13 protein-coding genes and 2 tRNA genes are annotated in these 19123 nt (G+C 75.0%); 9 read left to right on the top strand and 6 right to left on the bottom strand.

What is annotated here, in order from left to right:
* Nucleotides 1–84 precede the first annotated feature (84 nt).
* Genes ACI79I_RS01945 through ACI79I_RS01935 form a run of 3 tightly spaced genes read left to right on the top strand, consistent with a single transcriptional unit; the run spans nucleotide 85 to nucleotide 4891 of the window.
* On the top strand, nucleotides 85–2421 hold the full coding sequence (locus ACI79I_RS01945; RefSeq protein WP_456990508.1) for a bifunctional polysaccharide deacetylase/glycosyltransferase family 2 protein: 2337 nt from the start codon (nucleotides 85–87) through the stop codon (nucleotides 2419–2421).
* On the top strand, nucleotides 2421–3485 hold the full coding sequence (locus ACI79I_RS01940; protein WP_456990506.1) for a glycosyl hydrolase family 18 protein: 1065 nt from the start codon (nucleotides 2421–2423) through the stop codon (nucleotides 3483–3485). The genes ACI79I_RS01945 and ACI79I_RS01940 overlap by 1 nt, the downstream gene beginning before the upstream one ends.
* The gene (locus ACI79I_RS01935) at nucleotides 3485–4891 is read left to right on the top strand and encodes an acyltransferase family protein (protein WP_456990504.1); all 1407 of its coding nucleotides are present in this window, start codon (nucleotides 3485–3487) and stop codon (nucleotides 4889–4891) included. The genes ACI79I_RS01940 and ACI79I_RS01935 overlap by 1 nt, the downstream gene beginning before the upstream one ends.
* 62 nt (nucleotides 4892–4953) lie before the next feature.
* Here the strand turns inward: ACI79I_RS01935 and ACI79I_RS01930 are convergent, their stop codons facing one another.
* Both ACI79I_RS01930 and ACI79I_RS01925 read right to left on the bottom strand, forming a co-directional pair.
* On the bottom strand, nucleotides 4954–5994 hold the full coding sequence (locus ACI79I_RS01930) for a PHP domain-containing protein (protein WP_456990775.1): 1041 nt from the start codon (nucleotides 5992–5994) through the stop codon (nucleotides 4954–4956).
* An 8-nt stretch (nucleotides 5995–6002) separates the two neighbouring features.
* Complete coding sequence (locus ACI79I_RS01925) at nucleotides 6003–6551, bottom strand: DoxX family protein (protein ID WP_456990502.1); 549 nt, start codon at nucleotides 6549–6551, stop codon at nucleotides 6003–6005.
* Between the two features lie 142 nt (nucleotides 6552–6693).
* Here ACI79I_RS01925 and ACI79I_RS01920 point away from each other — a divergent pair, with 142 nt between their 5' ends.
* On the top strand, nucleotides 6694–7320 hold the full coding sequence (locus ACI79I_RS01920; RefSeq protein ID WP_456990500.1) for a hypothetical protein: 627 nt from the start codon (nucleotides 6694–6696) through the stop codon (nucleotides 7318–7320).
* On the opposite strand, the gene ACI79I_RS01915 is transcribed toward ACI79I_RS01920, so the two are convergent.
* Both ACI79I_RS01915 and ACI79I_RS01910 read right to left on the bottom strand, forming a co-directional pair.
* Entirely contained in the window at nucleotides 7299–8735 is a 1437-nt protein-coding gene (locus ACI79I_RS01915) for a phosphatase PAP2 family protein (RefSeq protein WP_456990498.1), read from the bottom strand. The genes ACI79I_RS01920 and ACI79I_RS01915 overlap by 22 nt on opposite strands.
* An 87-nt stretch (nucleotides 8736–8822) precedes the next feature.
* Nucleotides 8823–9353, bottom strand: coding sequence for a CGNR zinc finger domain-containing protein (locus ACI79I_RS01910; RefSeq protein ID WP_456990496.1), 531 nt, complete (start codon nucleotides 9351–9353; stop codon nucleotides 8823–8825).
* Between the two features lie 138 nt (nucleotides 9354–9491).
* On the opposite strand from ACI79I_RS01910, the gene ACI79I_RS01905 reads away from it, so the two are divergent.
* The 3 genes from ACI79I_RS01905 (at nucleotide 9492) to ACI79I_RS01895 (ending at nucleotide 10990) form a co-directional block, all read left to right on the top strand.
* Nucleotides 9492–10697: an MFS transporter gene (locus ACI79I_RS01905; protein WP_456990494.1), complete on the top strand. Its 1206-nt coding sequence runs from the start codon at nucleotides 9492–9494 to the stop codon at nucleotides 10695–10697.
* 110 nt (nucleotides 10698–10807) lie between these two features.
* Nucleotides 10808–10896: transfer RNA gene (locus ACI79I_RS01900), tRNA-Ser, on the top strand.
* A 21-nt stretch (nucleotides 10897–10917) separates the two neighbouring features.
* Nucleotides 10918–10990 (top strand) — tRNA-Arg (locus tag ACI79I_RS01895).
* Between the two features lie 88 nt (nucleotides 10991–11078).
* Here the strand turns inward: ACI79I_RS01895 and ACI79I_RS01890 are convergent.
* Together ACI79I_RS01890 and ACI79I_RS01885 are read right to left on the bottom strand one after the other, a co-directional pair.
* On the bottom strand, nucleotides 11079–12146 hold the full coding sequence (locus tag ACI79I_RS01890) for a hypothetical protein (RefSeq protein ID WP_456990492.1): 1068 nt from the start codon (nucleotides 12144–12146) through the stop codon (nucleotides 11079–11081).
* Nucleotides 12147–12219: 73 nt separating this feature from the next.
* Nucleotides 12220–14691, bottom strand: coding sequence for a hypothetical protein (locus ACI79I_RS01885; protein WP_456990490.1), 2472 nt, complete (start codon nucleotides 14689–14691; stop codon nucleotides 12220–12222).
* Nucleotides 14692–15124: 433 nt separating this feature from the next.
* Between ACI79I_RS01885 and ACI79I_RS01880 the strand changes: the two genes are divergently transcribed.
* Together ACI79I_RS01880 and ACI79I_RS01875 are read left to right on the top strand one after the other, a co-directional pair.
* Nucleotides 15125–17851, top strand: coding sequence for a hypothetical protein (locus ACI79I_RS01880; RefSeq protein ID WP_456990488.1), 2727 nt, complete (start codon nucleotides 15125–15127; stop codon nucleotides 17849–17851).
* 1 nt (nucleotide 17852) lies between these two features.
* The gene (locus ACI79I_RS01875; protein ID WP_456990486.1) at nucleotides 17853–19121 is read left to right on the top strand and encodes an ABC transporter substrate-binding protein; all 1269 of its coding nucleotides are present in this window, start codon (nucleotides 17853–17855) and stop codon (nucleotides 19119–19121) included.
* Nucleotides 19122–19123 lie beyond the last annotated feature (2 nt).

The raw sequence follows: 19123 nt of genomic DNA, 5'->3' as shown, positions 1-19123 counted from the left end.
ACGCCACCCCGCCGGGGACTTCCCCGTCCCGTGCTCCGCCACGCCCTCCGCCTGCACGTACACGCACCCGAGGACTCGAAACCCATGAGGCGTTCCACCCGCTCCGGGCAGCCCGCTGCCCGTGGCGCGACCACCATCCCCGTCTTCGCCAACCCCTCCGGGCGGCGCTGGCGGCGGCTGCGCGCCGTCCTGCTGACGCTGCTCGTCCTGGCCGTCGGCTTCTGCGTCGTCGCCGTGCCCAAGGTCCTGGCGCCCCCGGCGCTGGCCGGCGCGCCGACCCCCGACGGCCCGACGCCCGAGGACGTCGGGAGCGACGCCCCCGTCATCGGCGAGGGCCCGCTGGTCCGCGTCGTCGAGCTGCTGCGCGTCAACGGCACCACCTACGCGCAGGAGCCGTTCACCGGCCAGGTGGTCTCCGAGGTCACCGGGGACGACCGCGCGACCGCGGGCGGCGCGGAGTACGTGCTGCAGCGCTACGGCTACGGCCCGGACATCCACCGGACGATCTCGCTGACGTTCGACGACGGCCCCGACCCGGTCTGGACGCCGAAGCTGCTGGACCTGCTCAGCGAGTACGGCGTCCCCGCGACGTTCTTCGTCACCGGCGCGCAGACCGCCAAGTACCCCGAGATCATGCAGCGGATCGTGCGGGAGGGGCACGCGCTCGGGAACCACACGCTGACCCACATCGACGTCAGCGACGCCACGGCCTTCCGCGAGCAGCTCGAGGTCTCCCTCGCCGACCGCATCATGCGCGCGCAGACCGGACAGGCCGCCGAGTTCTTCCGGCTGCCCTACGAGAGCGACGACGAGGAGATCCTGCGCGAGGACACCACCGGGATCCTGCGCGCCCAGCAGATGGGGTACGTGATCGCCTCCCACGACTTCGACACGCTCGACTGGGCGCACGCCTCGGGCCTGATCGAGGGCGACATCGAGCTGCCCCCGCTCGGCGAGCAGGACAACATCACGATGCTCCTGCACGACGCCGGCGGTGACCGGTCGATGACCCTCGCCTACGTCGAGCAGCTCGTCGCGGCGGCCCGGGACGCCGGTTACACGTTCACCACGATGCCGCAGTCCCAGCCCGACATCGACGAGGCCGGTGCCGGCGCGGTGACCCCCACCCTCTGGGACCACTTGGCGCTGGGGACGGCGGAGGTCCTCTTCGTGCTCCCGCCCCAGCTGCTCTACGTGCTCTTCGTCCTCGCGCTGGTGACCATGCTCGGCTTCGGCCTGTTCAACGCGGTCCTCGCAGTGGTCCGGGCGAAGCGACGGATCCGCCCGGTCAACGTCGCGCGGCCGCCGGTCACCGTGCTGATCGCGGCGTACAACGAGGAGAAGGTCATCGTCCGGACCCTCGAGTACCTGCTCCGCTCGACCCACCCGATCGGCGAGATCATCGTGGTCGACGACGGCAGCACCGACGGTACGGCCGCCGCCGTGCGGTCGGTCGGTGACCGGGACGAGCGGGTGCGGCTGATCCGGCAGCCCAACTCGGGCAAGTGGGCGGCCCTCAACAACGGGTTCGCCGCCGCCCGGCACGAGCACGTGGTCACGCTCGACGCCGACACGCTCTTCACCCCGCAGACCATCTCCCGGCTCGTGGAGCAGTTCCACTCGCCGCGGGTCGGGGCCGTCGCCGGCGTCATCAAGGTCGGCAACTACTCGACCAACGTCGTCACCCGCTGGCAGGCGCTCGAGTACGTCACCCAGATCGGGCTCGAGCGTGCGGCCGGCGCCCTGATGAACGCGGTGATGATCGTGCCCGGCGCGTGCGCGGCCTGGCGGCGCACGGCGGTCCTCGAGGCCGGCGGCTACACCAACGCCACGATGGCCGAGGACTGCGAGCTGACCCTCGCACTCCACCGCAACGGGTGGCGGGTCGAGCAGGCCGACGAGGCGGTGGCCTGGACCGAGGCGCCGGAGACCGTCGACGCCCTGCTCAAGCAGCGGGTGCGGTGGATGTACGGGACGATCCAGGCCGTCTGGCGGCACCGGGCGATGCTGTTCCGGCCCCGCTACGGCTGGCTCGGGATGCTCGTCATGCCGATGACGGTGCTGACCATCGTCGTCCCGCTGGTCTTCACCCCGCTGATCCTGCTGGGCATCGTCCAGACGCTGTTCGCGCAGGGCCCGCTGGCGCTGGGGCTGTACTTCGTGGTCTTCGCGGTGGTGTACGGCCTGCTGGCGGTGATCGCCGTCCGGCTGATGAACGAGCGCGCCGAGCACCTGCTGATGGTGCCGGTCTACCGGGTCATCTACGAGCCGCTGCGGATCTACCTGCTCTACGCCTCGCTGGGGACGGCGATCCGCGGCGTGCGGCTGGGCTGGAACAAGCTAGCCCGCACCGCGCGGATGGACGAGGTCGCCACGACCACCGGCACCCCGGCGAAGCAGCCGGTGGGGGTGGGCTCGTGATGACCCGCCACCGCAAGGACCCGCTGCTGTGGCTGGGGGTCGCCGCCGCGGTCGTCGCGCTCGTGGTCGGCGCCGTCCTCCTGCGGCCGCGGCTGTTCCCCGCCGCGCAGCCGCTGGTCGCCGCCGCCTGGCTGCCGGTGTGGGACGAGCGCGCCCCGGCCTCGCTGCAGGCCGCGCTCGACCAGGGCGGGGTGACCGAGGTCAGCCCCACGTGGGCGGCCGTGCGCCCCGACGGGACGCTCGCGCTCACCCCGCCGCCGGCGGACGTGCTCGACGAGCTGACCGGAGACGGTGTCGCGCTGCTCCCGACGGTGCAGAACTTCGCCGACGGCGAGTGGCAGGGCCAGGCCGTGGCCGACCTGCTCGCCGACGGCCGGCGGGCCGCCGACCACCGCGCGCAGCTGGTCGAGCTCGCGACGCGCAACGGCTGGGACGGGATCGACGTGGACTACGAGGCGCTGCCGGCGACGGCGGGTCCCCAGTTCACCGAGTTCCTGGAGGGTCTGCGCGACGACCTGCACGCCCAGGGCATGGAGCTGACCGTCGCCGTCCCGGCGCGGGTCAGCGACGAGGACCCCAGCGGGCTGGCCTACAGCTACCAGCTGATCGGGCGGATCGCCGACCAGGTGCGGGTCATGACCTACGACCACGCGTGGAGTGCCAGCGCTCCTGGGCCGGTCGCGCCGACCGACTGGGTGCAGGACGTCGTCGACCACGCCGTCGCGGAGGTGCCCCGGGAGAAGCTGATGCTCGGGCTGCCCACCTACGGCTACGACTGGGTCGGCAGCGAGGGGCGCAACCTGTCGGCCACCGACGCGGTCGCGCTGGCCGAGCAGGTCGCCGCCACGCCGCGGTGGGACGACGACAGCGCGGCGTGGACCTTCACGTACACGCAGGACGACCAGGAGCACACCGTCTGGTACGAGGACGCGCGCTCGCTGGACCGCAAGCAGGAGATCGCCGTCCGGGAGCAGTTGCGCGGCGTGGCGATCTGGAGCCTCGGCGGGGAGGACCCGCAGGTGTGGACCACGGTGGAAACCGCTACGAGCAAGGGGGTGGAGTGATGAGACAGCGGGACCGGTACATCGACTTCCTCAGGGCCTTCGCGCTGATCCGCGTGATGACCTACCACACGTTCGGCTGGGCGTGGTTGCCCCTGGCCTTCCCGTCCATGGCGATCATGTTCGCGCTGGGCGGCGGGCTGGTCGCGTCCTCGCTGGACCGTGCCGGTTCGGCGCGCGCGTTCTGGCGCAAGCGGCTCCGGCGGCTGCTGCCGCCCTTCTGGGTGTTCGGCGCGGTCGCGGTGGCGGCCATGTTCGCCCTCGGCTGGACGACGACCAGCGAGGCCGGCCAGCCGTGGAGCTGGAGCACCGCGTGGCTGTGGCTGGTGCCGCTGTCGGACCCGCCGTACTCCGCTGAGGGCCTCGACTGGGTGATCCCGCTCTGGTACATCCGCGTGTACCTGTGGTTCATCCTGCTCAGCCCGGCGATGCTGTGGCTGTTCCGGCGGTGGCCGGTGCGGATGCTGGCCATCCCGCCGGTGGTGCTGATCGTCGTCACGCTCGGCCTGGTCGAGCTCAGCGGCCGCACCTACGACCTGGCCGTCCTGCTGTCGACCTACGCCTGCTGCTGGATGCTCGGGTTCGCCCACCACGACGGCACGCTGCGGCAGCTGCCGCTCAAGCGGACGCTGCTCGCCGGCGTCGCGCTGCTGGGGGTCGGGCTCTGGTACGCGTTCACGCGCCAGGACGTCTACGGCACGTACAACATCGACGACATCCCGCTGGCGAACATGCCCTACTGCCTGGGCGCCGTGGTGATCCTGCTGCGGATCTACCCGACGTTCGCCTGGCTGGACCGGCTGCCCACGCTCGGCGCGATCGTCTCGCTGTTCAACAGCCGGGCGATGACGATCTACCTGTGGGGCAACCTGGCCATCTGGCTGTCCCCGGTGGTGCTCGCCGCCACCCCGCTGGCCCAGTTCGACACCGACGACGCGCGGGGGATGGCGCTCGAGTACGCGACCGCCTGGACGCTGCTCTTCGTCGCCGTCCTGGCCGTGGGCTGGGTCGAGGACGTCGCGGCGGCGCGGCGCCCGCGGTTGCTGCCCTGGGACCGCGTGCCGGTGGTCCGCGCGGCGGTGCCGCTGCCGGCCCGCGAGGTCGTGTTCGCCGACAACGTGGCCCAGGAGCAGCCGGCCCGCGAGGTCGCCTTCCGGGACAACGTCGCCGCGGAGCAGCCGGCCCGCGACCAGGCGGCCCTCGACCGGCCGACTGCCGAGCAGCCGACTGCCGGCCGGCCGGTCCGCGACCGGCCTGCGCACGACCGGCCGGCCGAGCCGGTGCGGCGGCCGGCGGAGCCGGTGCGCCAGCCGGTCGGTGAGGTTCCCCTGCCGCGGCTGGTCCGCACCTACGGGCGCCGCGTGCACCTGCCGGAGCCGGCCCTGCCCGAGCCGCGGGCCGGCGGATGACCGGGTGGCTCAGCCGGTCACGGGGCGGCTGAGCCACCCGGTCCAGCGGGCCGCCCAGCTCCTCAGCCGGCCGTCCAGCCGAGGAGCTGGGCGGCCGGCCAGGTGTTGACGACCCGCTCGGCCGGGACGCCGCACTCGACCGCCCGCTCGCAGCCGTTGCCCTGCCAGTCCAGCTGGCCGGGCGCGTGCGCGTCGGTGTCGATCGCGAACTCGCAGCCCAGGTCGACGGCCAGGGACAGCAGCCGCAGCGGCGGGTCGAGCCGCTCGGGGCGGGAGTTGATCTCGACGGCGGTGCCGTGCTCGACGCAGGCGGAGAACACCGCCTCGGCGTCGAAGGTGCTCTCCGGGCGCGGCCGCTGGCGGCGCCCCTCCCGTTGCTCGCGCGGGACGAGCAGCCGGCCGGTGCAGTGCCCGAGGACGTCGGTGTGCGGGTCGGCGACGGCGGCGAGCATCCGCTCGGTCATCGCCGCGCGGTCGGCCCGCAGGTCGGAGTGCACGCTCGCGACGACGACGTCGAGCCGGCCGAGCAGCTCGTCGGTCTGGTCGAGCGAGCCGTCCACGTTGATGTCGCACTCGATGCCGGTGAGGATCCGGAAGGGGGCCAGCTCCTCGTTGAGCTCGGCGACCACGTCGAGCTGGCGCTCGAGCCGCTGGGCGGACAGTCCGTTGGCGACGGTCAGCCGCGGGGAGTGGTCGGTGAGCGCCATGTACTCGTGGCCCAGGCCGATGGCCGCCTCGGCCATCTCCCGGATGGGGCTGCCGCCGTCGGACCAGTCCGAGTGCACGTGCAGGTCGCCGCGCAGCAACGCGCGGAACTCGGCGACGTCGTCGGCGAGCGGCACCAGCTCGCCGTGGGCCTCCTCCAGCCGGGCCAGGTACTCGGGCACCTCGCCGGCGTGCGCCTGCACGATGGCCGCACCGGTCTTCGGGCCGATGCCGCGCAGGTCGGTGAGCGTCCGGGTGCGGATCCGCCGGTCGAGCTCCTCGGGCCCCAGGGTGTCGACGACGGCGGCGGCGGTGCGGAACGCCGCGACGCGGTGCGTGGGCTCGCGGGCGCGCTCCAGGAGGAAGGCGATCCTCCGGAGCGCGGCCGCGGGCGTCAGCGGTGCAGTCAGCGGGAGGCCCTCTTGAGCCGGCGCTCGCTCGTCCGCTGCGCCTTGGCCGCACGCTTCTGCGCCCTGCCCACGTTCTTCTCGGTGGCGTCGGCGGCCCGCTTCGCCGCCCGGCGGGCCCGGTAGCCGACCGACGGCCGGCCCTCGGTGTCGACGGCGGCGATGAGCAGCCCGCCGAGCAGGCCGAGGTTCTTGAGGAAGTGGATGGTCTGCCCCGCCTTCTGCTGCGGGTCGTCGTGCTCCCAGAAGCGGTGGCCGGCCAGCGTGGTCGGGACGATGCTGACCGCCAGCGCGAGCGCCGACAGCCGCGGCAGCTTGCCGAGGGCGAACAGCGCGCCGGCGCCGACCTTCACGCCGGCGTCGATCTTGACCCACTGCTCGACGTCGCGGGGGACCTGCACCGGCAGCTGCCGGTCGGCCTGCTCGGTGATCTGGTCGACGACCGGGCGGGCGCCGGCCACCCGTGGTTGCGGGTTGCGCAGGGTGTCGACGCCGCCGTAGACGAACGTCGAGGCGAGCAGCGGCCGGGCGATCCGGCGGACCAACATGGTGGGGACCTCTTCTCCTCGGGGACCTTCGGTTCTCCGGTGTCCCGGACCGCACCGGGACACCCTGATCGGGACCGTAGTGAGGTCGCAGCCACTCTGCTGGGTCAATGACGACGGCCGGGCCGGCCGGGATGATCCCCTGGTGACACGTGCGCGCCCGGTCCCGCTGCGCTGGGCGCCCGTACTCGCCGCCGTCGCCGTCGTGCTGTTCGGCGCCGGCTTCCTCGTCCGGCTCCGCTGCGCGACCACCGGCTGTGGGGAGTGGTCCGGCCTGCTGGACCTCGACGCCGTCGGCGGGCTGCCGCGGTCGTTCACGACGGCCCTGTTCGTGCTGGTCGCCGCCACGGCGCTGCGGACGGCGCCCCGGGTCTCCGGCGGCGCGGCCCGGTGGTGGACGGCGGTGGGCGCGCTCGGCCTGGTGCTCGCGGCGGCCAAGCTGGTCAGCGCCCACGGCGCGCTCGAGGTCGGGGTGCCGCCGGTGCTGCAACTCGGGGCCGGGGTGCTGCTCGCCGTCCCCCCGCTGGCCGTGCTGTGGCTGGCCGGCCGGCGGGCGGGGGTGGCCGCGACCGGCCCGGTGGTGCTGGCGCTGGCCGGCTACGCGGCCGCGGCGCTGGGCCTCGACGTCCTCACCGATCTGGCGGCGGTCGTGCAGGAGCCCGTCGGCGCGCTCCCCCGGGCGCTGAGCACCCTGGTCGAGGAGCTGGGGGAGGCGCTGGCCGCGCTGGCGCTGCTGGTCGTCGCCCGCCGTCAGGACCCGCGGCAGCAGTAGACGGTCAGCGGCGCGCGCTTGCCGAAGACGAACTCGGTGGCCTCCTCACCGGTCTCGCCGTCGTAGGCGACCTGCTGCGGGCCCGAGCGGGAGACCACCCGCACCGACCGGGCCTGGCAGTCCGCGTAGCCGGAACTGTGGTCGCTGACGCCCAGCAGCGAGCCCAGGACGGCGCGGGTCCGGCTGAAGCGGACGTCGGCGCGCAGGTACTGGACGTCGAGCAACCCGTCGTCGAGCCGCGGCCGCCAGGCGGGTGCCAGTCCGCGCGGCGTGTAGCGGCAGTTGCCGACGAAGAGGATCCACACCAGCACCGGCCGGCCGTCCAGCAGCAGCGACACCGGCGTCCCGGAGCGCAGCGTCCGCGCGGCGGCGACCGCCATCGCCGCCCACTTCCCCATCCGGCCGGCCAGCGCGTCCCGGCGCCGCACCATCTCCGGGTAGCTGCCGATGCTGGCGGTGTTGAGGAACGGCGTCCCGTTCACGTCGGCCACGTCCACCTCGACCGCCTCGCCGGCCTCGGCCGCCGCGGCGGCGTGCTCGAGCGTGTGCACCCCGACGTCACGGGCGAAGTGGTTGAGCGTCCCGGCCGGGAGCACGGCCAGCGGCAGGCCGTGCTCGAGCGCCACCGCGGCGGCCGCCGCCACGCTGCCGTCACCGCCGGCCACGCCCAGCGCCCGTGCCCGGCCCGACCGCGCGGGCTCCTCGAGCAGGTCGGCCACGGAGGTGTCGGGGCCCAGCTCCAGGACCTCGGCGCGGGGGAGCAGCCGGCGGACGTCCTCGGCCGGGTCGTACCCCTCGGGGCCCGAGCGCGGGTTGACCGCGACCACCAGGCCCTCGCCCCCGGGCAGGACCGGCGCCGAGCGGGCCTCCCGCACCCGGGCCGGGGTGGTCGGCCGGACCGCCCACCACCGGCGGCTGCCCGCGGCGACCGTGGCGCCGGCCACGAGGCCTGCGACGACGTCCCCCGGGTAGTGCACGCCCACGTGCACCCGGGAGTAGCCGACCGCCAGGCCCACCGGCGCCAGCGCCGCCCCGGCGAGCGGGCTCTCCAGCGCGACCCCGGTGACGAAGGCCCCCGCCGACGCGGCGTGGCCGCTGGGGAACGAGTGGGTGCTCAGGGGCCGGTGCAGCAGCTTCTCGAGCGCGTGCCCGGCCAGGTCGGGACGCCGCCGTCCGAAGACCTGCTTGAGGACGGCGTTGACCACGGTGCTCGACACCGCCATCGAGCCCAGCCCGCGGACCGCCCCGCGCCGCAGCGCTCCGCGGCGGGAGGCGAGCAGCAGGCCGACGGCCATCCACAGCACGCCGTGGTCGGCGGCGGTGGTGAGCCGGCGCAGCCAGCGGTCGGCCGGTGAGGTGGGCAGGCCGCCGACGAGGGAGTGCAGCCGGGCATCCCAGTGGCGGGCGCTGCGCATGTCGCCGGACGTTAGCGGTCCTCCGGCTCCGCGGCCCCGTCCAGAGGCTCGCCGCGAGCGTGCCAGCGGTGAGGGGGCGGGGTCCTCTCAGGCCTTGCGGCGGGCCCGGTAGGCGGCCACGGTCGAGCGGCTGGCGCAGGTGTTCGAGCAGTAGCGGCGGCTGGCGTTGCGCGAGGTGTCGACGTAGACGTTGTCGCAGCCCTCCGCGGTGCACACGCCGATCCGCTGCCAGCCGTGCTGCACCACCACCTGCGACAGGCCCATGGCGACGGTCGTCGTCAGCTGCTCGATCACGGGCGCCTCGGGCCGGGCGTAGTGCAGGTGCAGCTCGCCGTCGTGGTCGGTGGCGTAGGGCTGCGGGGAGGCCAGGGCCAGCAGGGCGTTGAGCCGGTCGATCACCTCGGCCTGTGACCCGGCGACGGCGACCGCGCGGATGAGGCCGGCCGTCTCGGCGGCCTGGGTGGCCTGCCGGGCGGTGAGCTCGGCCGTGGTGCCCGGCTCGAACCACTCGTCGTGCGCGCGGAGGAACTCCGCGGCCCAGCCAGGCTGGCTGCGGTCGGTGTTGGCCAGGTCGATGGCGAGCTCGACGGCGCTCGACCCGTAGGTGTCGTAGTCCATGGAGCTCCCTACCTGCCGCGCGACACGTAGGTGGCGTACCTCATTTGACTCCCTACGGTCGCGTCCCTAGTCTGTAGGTGGTCAACGTGACTTGACCCCCTACTCTTCCCGTTCCGTGCTCGTGAAGTGAGTTCTGTCGTGCGTGCGTACCTGTCCGTCTGGCGCCTGCCGTCCGCTCCGGTGCTGCTGGTGGCCGGCTTCGCCGGTCGCCTCCCGTCGGCCATGGTCCCGCTGGCGCTGCTGCTCATGGTGCAGCAGCAGACCGCTTCCTACGCCGTCGCCGGCCTCGCGTCGGCCACCTACGGCGTCGCGATGGCGGCCATGGCGCCGGTCCTGGGTCGGCTGGCCGACCGGCGGACCCCGCGTCCGGTCCTGCTCGGCCAGGCCGCGGCCTACCCCCTGCTGCTGACGCTGCTGGTCGCGGTCGTCCTGGGTGGCGCCCCGACGCCGGTGATCGTCGCTGCCTCGGCCGCCGCCGGCGCCGGGACGCCGCTGGTGTCGGGTGCCGTCCGCGCGCTGTGGTCCCGCGCCGACCCCCGGGTCCGGCCCACGGCCTTCGCGCTGGACGCCACCGCCACCGAGCTGGTCTTCGTCGCCGGCCCGACCGTGGTCGCCGCACTCGCCGTGCTCGCCGCTCCGGCGTGGGCCGTGGGCGTGGCCGGGGTGCTGGCCGTGGCCGGGGCGCTGGGCATCGCGACGTCGCGCGCGATGCGCGGCTGGGTCCCGGCCCCGGCCGCCGAGCGGACCTCCCCGCTGGCCACCGTCCTCGCGCCCGGCATGCCGCGGGTGCTGGTCAGCGGCTCGGCGCTGATGCTCGGCTTCGGCGCCCTCGAGGTCGCCGTCCCCGCGTTCGCGGACGCCGCGGGTTCGCCCGGGATGTCCGGCGTCCTGCTCGCGCTGTGGTCGCTGGGCTCGGTGGCCGGTGGCCTGTGGTTCGGCGCCCGGGTGGTCAGCGTCTCCCTGCCGCGGCAGTACCGCTGGCTGCTCCTCGGGGTGACGATCGGCCTGGCCCCGCTCACCGCGGCGTCGAACCCCTGGGTGCTCGGCGCGCTGCTCTTCCTGGGCGGGACGGCGATCGCGCCGACGCTCACCGTGCAGAACAGCCTGGTCGGGGCGCTGGCCCCCACGCACGCCACCACGGAGGCGTTCACCTGGCTGTCGACGGTGGCCACCGGGGCGTCGGCGGTCGGTGCCGCGCTGGGTGGGGCGCTGATCGAGGGCCCGGCCGGCGTCAGCGGCAGCCTGGTGCTCGCCGTCGTCGGGGCGGCGCTCGCGGTGACCGCGACCCTGGTGCCCGGCCGCCGACGGGTCCGCCGTCCGGCGGCCGAGCCGGTCGCCGCATGACCCGGCGTCGCGGGGGGGTCCCCCGCCGCACGTGGGGGACCCCACGCGGATCGTCGTCCGGGGCGCTGGTAGTCTTCCTTCTCGGTGGTTCCGGGGGGACTCGGACCCCGGGAGGCTTCGCCTAGTCCGGTCTATGGCGCCGCACTGCTAATGCGGTTTGGGTTAACCCCCATCCCGGGTTCAAATCCCGGAGCCTCCGCGCAACACAACTGAACACCAGGCACCCGTAGCTCAACGGATAGAGCATCTGACTACGGATCAGAAGGTTAGGGGTTCGAATCCCTTCGGGTGCACGTCTGGTTGAGACAGCAACGCGGCCCCGCCTCCCGTCCGGGAGAGCGGGGCCGCGGTGTCCTCGGGGCCGGTCCCTGGGGCGTCGGGTCAGGAGACGAAGTGCTCCCCGGTGAACGCGGTCACCACGCCGTCCTCGACGGTGAACTCGAAGAACCGCTCCGTGGTGCGCGAGTCGCTCACCACCAGGTCGGCCACGGCCGACAGCCGATCGGTCCGGTCCTCGCCCGAGGGCCACCCGATGTGGGTGATCGGGACGTCCTCCACCGTGGGCAGCACGCGGACCAGGTCGTTGTGGTTCCGCACGTAGTAGTCGCTGCACCAGGCCATCTGCTCGTGGACCTGCACACCGTCCTCCCGGCAGGCCTGCTCGGCCGCCGGCCCCTCGAACCACTCGACGAGGTCGACGAGGACCGTGTCGTCGTCCCCGCCGCGGATCACGCCCACGTGCGACCCGTCGGCCAGGCCGGTGGGCGAGAACGGCTGGGAGGTGAGGGCCTCGAGGCGCTCGGCCAGGACGAAGCGTCCGTCGGTCCAGCGGTACACGGCGCGAGCCCAGTGCTCTCCGCAGCAGTAGGCGTCCTCGCCGGCGACGGTGACCCCCTCGAGGGTCACGGTCGCGCCATCGGTGGTGACCTCCGGCCGCTCGAGCAACGCGTCCCCGGTCAGCACGCCGAGCGCGGTCGGGACGCCGGCCGTGTCCTGGAACGCGACGACCCACGCGGCGCGGTTGGAGGTCGGTGCGGGACAGGTCGAGGTCACGAACACCTCCGGCCGGCCGTCGCCGGTCACGTCGGCCTCGTGGGTCTCCAGCGGCGTGTCGTCCCACGTCGCCGTGTCCCCGTGGTCGCTGCGCCACTCCTCGCGGGAGACGCAGTCGGCCGCGTCGAAGGCCAGGGGCCTCCAGTCGACCGGCACCGCCGGGGTCGGTGCCGTGGTCGCGGGGACGCTGCCGGTCGGGGCGGTGCTGGTGGGAGCGGTGCTCGTCGGGGCGGTGTTCGTCGGAGCCGTGCTGGTGGGGGCCGTGCTGGCCGATGCCGGCGGGGCGTTGCTGTCGTCGGCCGCGTGCTGGCCGGCGCACGCGCTCACCAGCGCGCTCAGGAGAACGCCTCCGGTGGCGGCGGCCAACCGCGTGGCCCGGGTCGGTGTGGAGCTCATGTCCTACCTCTGGTGTCGGAGCGAGAGGGCGCCGTCCCGGTGGAGCGCATCTCCACCGGGACGGCGAGGGAGGTCAGTCGAAGGTCACGTCCAGGTCGTCCCCGGACGCGGTGACCTCGCCGTCGACCCGGAAGCTGTAGGAGCCCTCGTAGGGACGCTCCTCCGGCTCGCTGAAGAAGAAGTCCACGGTCTCCGTGCCGGTCACCGTCACCTCTCCGGACTGCTCACCGACGATCACCAGCCCGCCGACCGACTCGTCGTACTCGAGGGAGTACTCCGGCTGCTCGGTGACGGTGATCTGCACATCGGTCAGGTCCTCCAGCCAGCTGTAGCCGGTGAGGAACGGGCAGTCCGCCAGCGGCAGCTCCGTGGCCTCCGCGCACGTCGCGATGGCCTCGTCCACGGCGTCCCGTGCCCGGTCGAGCACCTCGGGCCGGATCTCCGGCGAGAGCGACGGGCTGCCCGCCGAGTCGGTGGTCACGACGAAGGACGAGTCGTCCGAGGTGAGCAGCGCGTGGTCGGCCGCGTGGACCGTGTACCGGCCCGGCAGGGCGAGGTACGAGCCGGTCGCCGGGAACTCGACCCCGGCGATCTCCCGCCCCAGGCTGCTGTCGGAGTACGACTCGACGGTCGGCAGCGACTCGGCCACCTGCCAGTCCCGGAGGAACCCGAGGCGGTCGTCCCCGGCGGTGAGGCTGATGGTGTCGGCCACCTCCTCGCCGTCGACGACGTAGGTGACGTCGACCGTGGCCGAGTCGCCGGACTCGCGCACCGACCCGATCGTCACGTCGCTGATGGGCGTGAAGTCGTCGCTGTCCAGCACCGCGTCGCTCAGGAACGTCTGGTCCGCCAGCTCCGGCACCTCGGCCAGCTGGGTGACCGCGACGGCGACGTCGCCGTCGGCGATCGCGTCCAGGTAGTCCTCGGCCGCGGCCCGGGGGGTGAAGACCGTGGCGTTGAGGACGGCGACGACGGCGGCGCCCACCGCAGCCACGGCCACGGCAGCGGCGGTGACGAGTGCGGCCAGCCGCACGGCCGGCGAGCGACGGCCGACCGGGGCCGGGGCGGTGCCCGCCAGGGCCGCGGCCCACTCCGGGCTGATGCCACGACCGGCGACCAGGCGGGTCACCCGCTCGGGCAGGGACAGCGCCAGCGTGGGCCCGAGGCGCATCGCCCACACCACCGCCGCGGCCCACGCCGCGCCGAGCAGCGGCGCCCACAGCAGGGACGGGTTGGCGTTCGCGCCCGCCGAGCCGCTGACCTCGATCACGAAACCGGGGTCACCCGCCGCGGAGACCTCGCCGGAGGCGGCCACGCGGACGAGCAGCGCCGCCGCCAGACCGGTCACGGCGCCGATGCCGGCGGCCAGCTGCAGCCCCTGGGCGCTGACCACGGTGCCGGTCCCCCGCAGGGAGCGGCGGACGGCGGTGCCGAGGGCGATCGCGACCGGCACGAGCAACACCAACAGCAACCACGGGTTGTCGGTGAGACCGAAGGACCGGTCGGCGTTGGCGCCGATGCCGCCGTCCAGCATCTCCACCAGCTCCGCGCTGCCCTCGCTCCGGCCACTGAGGACCGCGGGCACACCCAGGGCGCCGAGGGTCAGGACGACGACGGCGTTCACGCCGAGCGCCACCAGGCCGCCGAACACCGCCAGCCGGTCCCCGTCGAGGTCGTCGGTGAGGTAGGCCTGGTGGAGGAAGGCGACAACCAGGCCCACCGCGGCCGCGGTGACCAGCCCGATGCCGAAGGTGCGCAGGACGCGCAGCACGACGCGCAGGTCGGCGGTGCGCTCCGGGGTCCGGTACGCGGCGACGGCCGCCGGCAGCGGCATCCGGGACACGGGGGAGGCCCACACCCGGGCGAGCGCGGCCGTGGCGCCGACCAGGAGCAGGACCCCGAGGAAGGTGCCGAGCGCGCCGGCCCCGACCTCCACCGACCCGGGGACGTCGAACTCCTCGCCGAGGTCGAGACCGTAGGGGGTGGACGTGCTGCCGAGCAGCGCCAGCAGCCCGGCCACCGCACCGGCGACGACCCCGGTCACCGCGGACCGGGTGAGCAGCCGGCGTGGGCCGGCCGAGGGGCTCTGCCGCTCGGCGCGCGCCGTGGCGCGGGCGACGAGCCCGAGGACGACGAGGGTGACCACCAGCGGCACCACCCTCAGTGCCAGGGTGGCCTCCAGGGCGGCGTCGTCGACGGCCACCGAGCCGTCGACCACGAGGCGGCCGCCGAGCGCGAGCGCCAGGACGACGATCGCCGTCTGCAGCCAGTCGGCGAGCGAGCCGCCGTGGTCGTCCGGCAGCACGACGGCGCCGAGCACGGCGACGAGCACCGTGAGGCCGGCCAGGACCGGTCCGAAGGCCCGGGCCACCACGCCTGCCGACGACCGGACGTCGTCCGCCGTGACGTCGAGCCGGAACGGCGTGGGGGTGGGGGCCGGTGCCGCCGGGGGACCGGCGGGCGCCGGACCTGCGGCAGGTCCGTGCGCCACCGGCGGTTCCATCACCATCTCCGGGAACCCGTCCCGTCTCTCCTGCTGTGTCATCTCGATCCCTTCCGTGGGGTCGTCCGGCGGTCCTCCTGGAGCGCCGCTCGAGCCGCTGTGTCGGCACGTCGCGGATCAAGATCGAGGAGTTCCGGCACGAAATCGCCCCCAACTCCCTCCCAGGGGTGAGGGGCCAGTGCCCTCAGGGGTGCACGGGGCGCGCGGGACGAACGCTCACTCCCTGTGGTCGGATCCGGCGAGATCGTCACGGACACGCGACGAACGGGTGATGGACCGACTTCCGGAACCGTCCGTACCCTGTCGGCAGAGTCGTCACTGTGCGCCACCGCACCGTGACGCATTGATCGTCGGGCCGGCCGAGCGTGCCGGGTCCCGACAGGGGGCGGCGCCTGGGCGCGTCGCCGGCAGCGACACGGGGAGCGGCATGCGCGGGGCGCGGACACGGGCGGGCACGTCGAGGTTCCGCTGGGGGGTGACCGCCGGCTGCACCGCGGTGCTGCTGGGGGCCTCGGCCAGCACGGCGCCGTTGGTCCTCGCCGAGGAGACACCGCAGCAGGCGCTGCAGGCGGTCACCGTGGAGCTGGGCACGGACGGTGCGATCACCGCGCTGACCTCCGCGCTGGTCAGCCAGGACGAGGACGGGTCGCAGACCCGCACCCGGGAGCTGGACCCGGGGGAGAACGCCGCGGACCTGCCGGTGCGGGTGACGACCTCCTGGCGGCACGACGGGCGCGTCGGCACCGACCTGGCCGAGCTGGCCGGCGTCAGCGGCCGCGTCGAGGTCAACGTGACCGTGCAGAACACCACCGTCCGCCCGGAGCGCTTCCAGTACGACTCCGGCGGGGTCCTCCGGGACCGCTACGAGCTGGTCACCACCCCGCTGACCGTCGTCGCCAGCGCCGTCCTGCCCGAGGGCAGCGGGGCGAGCCTGGTCCGACCGCAGCCGGGAGCCGCCGAGCCGGGCACCACGAACGGCGTGGTGAGCACCGACGGCACCGCCACCACCGTCCAGTGGGCCACGCTGCTCGCGCCGCCGCGCCTGTCGGCCAGCACCACCTTCACCCTCGTCCAGGACGCCGAGGACTTCCGGCTGCCCGAGATCGACGTGGCGGTCCAGCCGGGCCTGGCCACCGACACCTCGATCGCCAGCCTGGTCGGCAGCACCTTCGGCGGCTCCGCGGGGCGGGTCGCCTCGGAGAACAACACGATCGCGCTCATCGCGGGCGTCAACGCCACCCTGGCCGAGGTCGCCGACAGCCTGCAGCAGGTGCGCCAGACGCTGAGCACCAACGCCGGCGAGGTGGGCGCCGCCGCGACGGCGGCCCTCGACCGGACGGCGGACTCGGTCGACACCGCCGCACAGAGCGTGCTCGCCGACCTCCAGGCCCTCGACGACTCGGTCGGCTCGACCGTCGAGTCCACCAACTCCCAGGCGATGACCTCGCTGCGCGACAGCATCCGGGGCGTCCTCGACTACTTCGGCACCCCCGCCGCCGCCCCGGGGGGCCCGGCCTCGGCCGGCTGCGGCGCGCAGGCCGCCGACGAGGCGCCGGCCGCCACCCTGCTGGGCCAGCTGTCCACCGTCAGCCGGCAGCTGCGCGAGCTCGGCGCGGCCAGCGGCGACTGCGTGCAGGACCTGCGCGCCTCGCTGCGCGACAGCATCGGCGACGAGGCGGACTGCGCCGACGCCACCGACACGCTCGTGTGCCGGCTGATCGGCGCGGGCTCCCAGCTGGTGGAGGTCGCCGTGGACGTGCGGACCCGGGGTGCGCAGATCGCGGGCGTCCTCGACACCGCGGCGGTGGACCTCGTCGGCCAGCTGATCGAGGACCTCGTGACGGCGGTCCGCGACGTGCAGGCCGACGGTGCCGCCCTGCGGTCCCTGCTGGTGCCGGGCACCACCGTGACGCAGCTGCAGGCCCAGCTGGACGCCCTGGGCGACGGGATCGGGGACGCGACGGCGGCCGTGGACGACGTCGAGACCGCGGCGGTCCGAGCAGAGCTGACGGAGATCACCGGCCTGGCCGACCAGCAGCTCGCCGAGCTGCAGGGCCCCGGGAGCGTCAGCGTCCAGCTCACGGCGCTGGCCGACGCGGTCTGCGACCTCGCCGTCGCCGACCCCGCCCAGCTCGACGAGTCCCTCGCGCTCCTCACCGGAGAGGACTGCGACGGTGACCCGCTGACCTCGACCGACTTCGACGAGCCGCTCACGCAGCGCATCGCCGACGACGTCACCGCGTGGCAGTCGGTGAAGACCTCCGCCGCGACCGCGCGGGACGAGCTCGACGACATCGCCCCGGAGCTCACGGCCCTGCAGACCCAGCTCACCGGCCTCGCCGCCCCGCTGGGCCAGCTGCAGACGCTGGTGGACGGCCCGGTGTCCGACCGGGGCCTGCAGGACGGGGTGGCGGACCTGCTCGACGCCGTCGACGCCCTGTACGTGCACCCCGGCGGCCCGGCCTGGGAGTGCGGTGACCCGCCGGTCGAGTCGTCGCCCCTGAACGCCGTCGCCACCCACTTCGCCGCCGTCGACTGCTCGCAGGACCAGGTCCGGTCGAACCTGGAGGCGCTGCTGCAGCAGGCCGCCGACCGGGTCCGCGCCGCCGGCGAGGAGCAGGTCGCCGCCACCGCGGACGACGCCGCGGAGGCGGGGAGTGCGGCCGACGCGGCGCTGGCCGAGCTGTCCGAGGCGCTGATGCAGCGGCTCGGGGAGACCGCCGACCGGCAGACCGAGCAGGGCCGCGCGGTCGTCGCCGCCCAGCAGGCCCAGCTCGCGGCGACGCAGGCCGCGGCCGAGCAGGACCTCGACGCGTCCGCCCAGGACGCCGTCGCCCGGCTCGCCGAGCAGGTGTCGGCCGCCAACCAGTCCCAGTCCGCGGCCGCTGCCCAGCTGCAGGCCCAGCTGGCCAAGGTGCTCGTCGACCTCGGCTCGGCCCGCGACGGCCGGGGCCTGCTGGGCGTCATGCAGGACAGCGCCGGCCAGGCCGGCGTCCGGACCGAGCAGGTCCAGCAGACCAGCCAGACGGCCGCCAGCTTCGGCGGGGTCCGGATGACCGAGCTGGCCGACGCGCAGCTGGAGCAGCAGCAGCTGGTCCGGGCGCTGCAGTCCGCCGACACCTACGACGCGTTCGCCGAGGACCTGCCCGACGGGTCCACCTCCGCGACCGTCTTCACCTTCCGTCTCGCCGGGGAGCAGTGACGTGCGACGACTGATCGGCGGGATGGTCCTGACGGCCGTCGCCGTCTCCGGCTGCACCTCGACGGCGGCCGGCGAGGACGAGGCGGCCGACTTCCGCCCGGCGGCGGCCCCGGCCGTCGCCCTCACCCTGCTCCCCGACGACGCGCCGCCGGTGCGCGTGGGCGTCGTGGTCACCGGCGCGGCGGCCCGCGGGCAGGGGACCGAGTTCGCCGCTCCGGCCGCCGGCGCCCGGGTCGCCGAGTTCCGCCTGGACCAGGGCGGCGACCGGCTGGCCCTCGAGGTCGTCGACGACCGCGGGACGCCCGAGGGCGCGGTCGCCGCCGTCCGCCAGCTGGTGGACGCCGGCGTCGCGGGCATCGTCTACGCCTCGGCCGGCAGCCACCTCGACCCCGCGCTGCAGGTGGCCGCCGACGCCGGCACCGCGGTGCTCCTCCCGTACGACACCCGCGACGAGCTCGCGGGGGACACCACCTGGCGCACCGGTCCCAGCGACGAGCAGGTCGCCGGCCGGCTGTCGGCGCTGCTGGCCGAACGCGGTCAGCGGGCCCCGCTCGTGTTCACCGCCGACGGGCTCGGCGACGGGGTCGCCGCCCTCGGCGCCCGCACGGCGGTGACCCCGGGCGACGCGCTGCCCGCCCAGGTTGCCGCCGCGGCGGCGGCGCTCCCCGACGGGCGGGCCGACGGCGTGGTCGTGGACGCCTCGGCCGAGACCGCCGCGGAGGTGGTCGCCGCGCTGCAGGGGTCGGCCGCCACCGTCCCGGTGGTGCTCGGCCCGTCCGCGCTCAGCCCGGCCTTCGCCGCCCGGCTGGCCGACCTGGGCACCACCGGCGCGGCCACCACCGCGGGCCAGTTCTCCTCCGTCGGCCCGGCCGCGTCCGAGGCCTCGACCGACGCGGGCATGGCCGGCTTCCTCGCGGCGGTCCGCCTGGCCGCGCAGGACACCGAGCTGCCCGCCGTGGGCGGTGCCGACAGCTTCGCCGTCTCGGGGGCCGGCACCGCCGACGTCCGCAGCCACGACGCGGTGGTCGCGATCGCCGCCGCGGCCGCGGAGGCCGGGTCCGGCGACGCCCCGGCCGTGCTCGACGCGCTGCAGGGGCTCGCCCTCGACGCGGACTCCGGGCTGGCCGGCCCGGCACTGGACTTCGGCGATCGGCAGGCGCTGCGCCTCGAGGACGTCGCCGTCCTCCAGGCCACCACCCGGGGTCCGGGCCGCGGCGTGGGGGCCGGCGAGCCCGCCCTGTCCTGGTTCGTGCTGCCCGTCGGTCGCTGAGC

The sequence above is a fragment of the Geodermatophilus sp. SYSU D01105 genome (assembly GCF_054050095.1).
This window is presented reverse-complemented; position numbering and strand designations above follow the sequence as displayed.

What these genes read in the sequence shown, in the direction of transcription:
- ACI79I_RS01945 (WP_456990508.1), top strand. Translation starts at nt 85, where the DNA reads ATGAGGCGTTCCACCCGCTCCGGGCAGCCCGCTGCCCGTGGCGCGACC.
- ACI79I_RS01940 (WP_456990506.1), top strand. Translation starts at nt 2,421, where the DNA reads ATGACCCGCCACCGCAAGGACCCGCTGCTGTGGCTGGGGGTCGCCGCC.
- ACI79I_RS01935 (WP_456990504.1), top strand. Translation starts at nt 3,485, where the DNA reads ATGAGACAGCGGGACCGGTACATCGACTTCCTCAGGGCCTTCGCGCTG.
- ACI79I_RS01925 (WP_456990502.1), bottom strand. Translation starts at nt 6,551, where the DNA reads ATGTTGGTCCGCCGGATCGCCCGGCCGCTGCTCGCCTCGACGTTCGTC.
- ACI79I_RS01915 (WP_456990498.1), bottom strand. Translation starts at nt 8,735, where the DNA reads ATGCGCAGCGCCCGCCACTGGGATGCCCGGCTGCACTCCCTCGTCGGC.
- ACI79I_RS01910 (WP_456990496.1), bottom strand. Translation starts at nt 9,353, where the DNA reads ATGGACTACGACACCTACGGGTCGAGCGCCGTCGAGCTCGCCATCGAC.
- ACI79I_RS01890 (WP_456990492.1), bottom strand. Translation starts at nt 12,146, where the DNA reads ATGAGCTCCACACCGACCCGGGCCACGCGGTTGGCCGCCGCCACCGGA.
- ACI79I_RS01885 (WP_456990490.1), bottom strand. Translation starts at nt 14,691, where the DNA reads ATGACACAGCAGGAGAGACGGGACGGGTTCCCGGAGATGGTGATGGAA.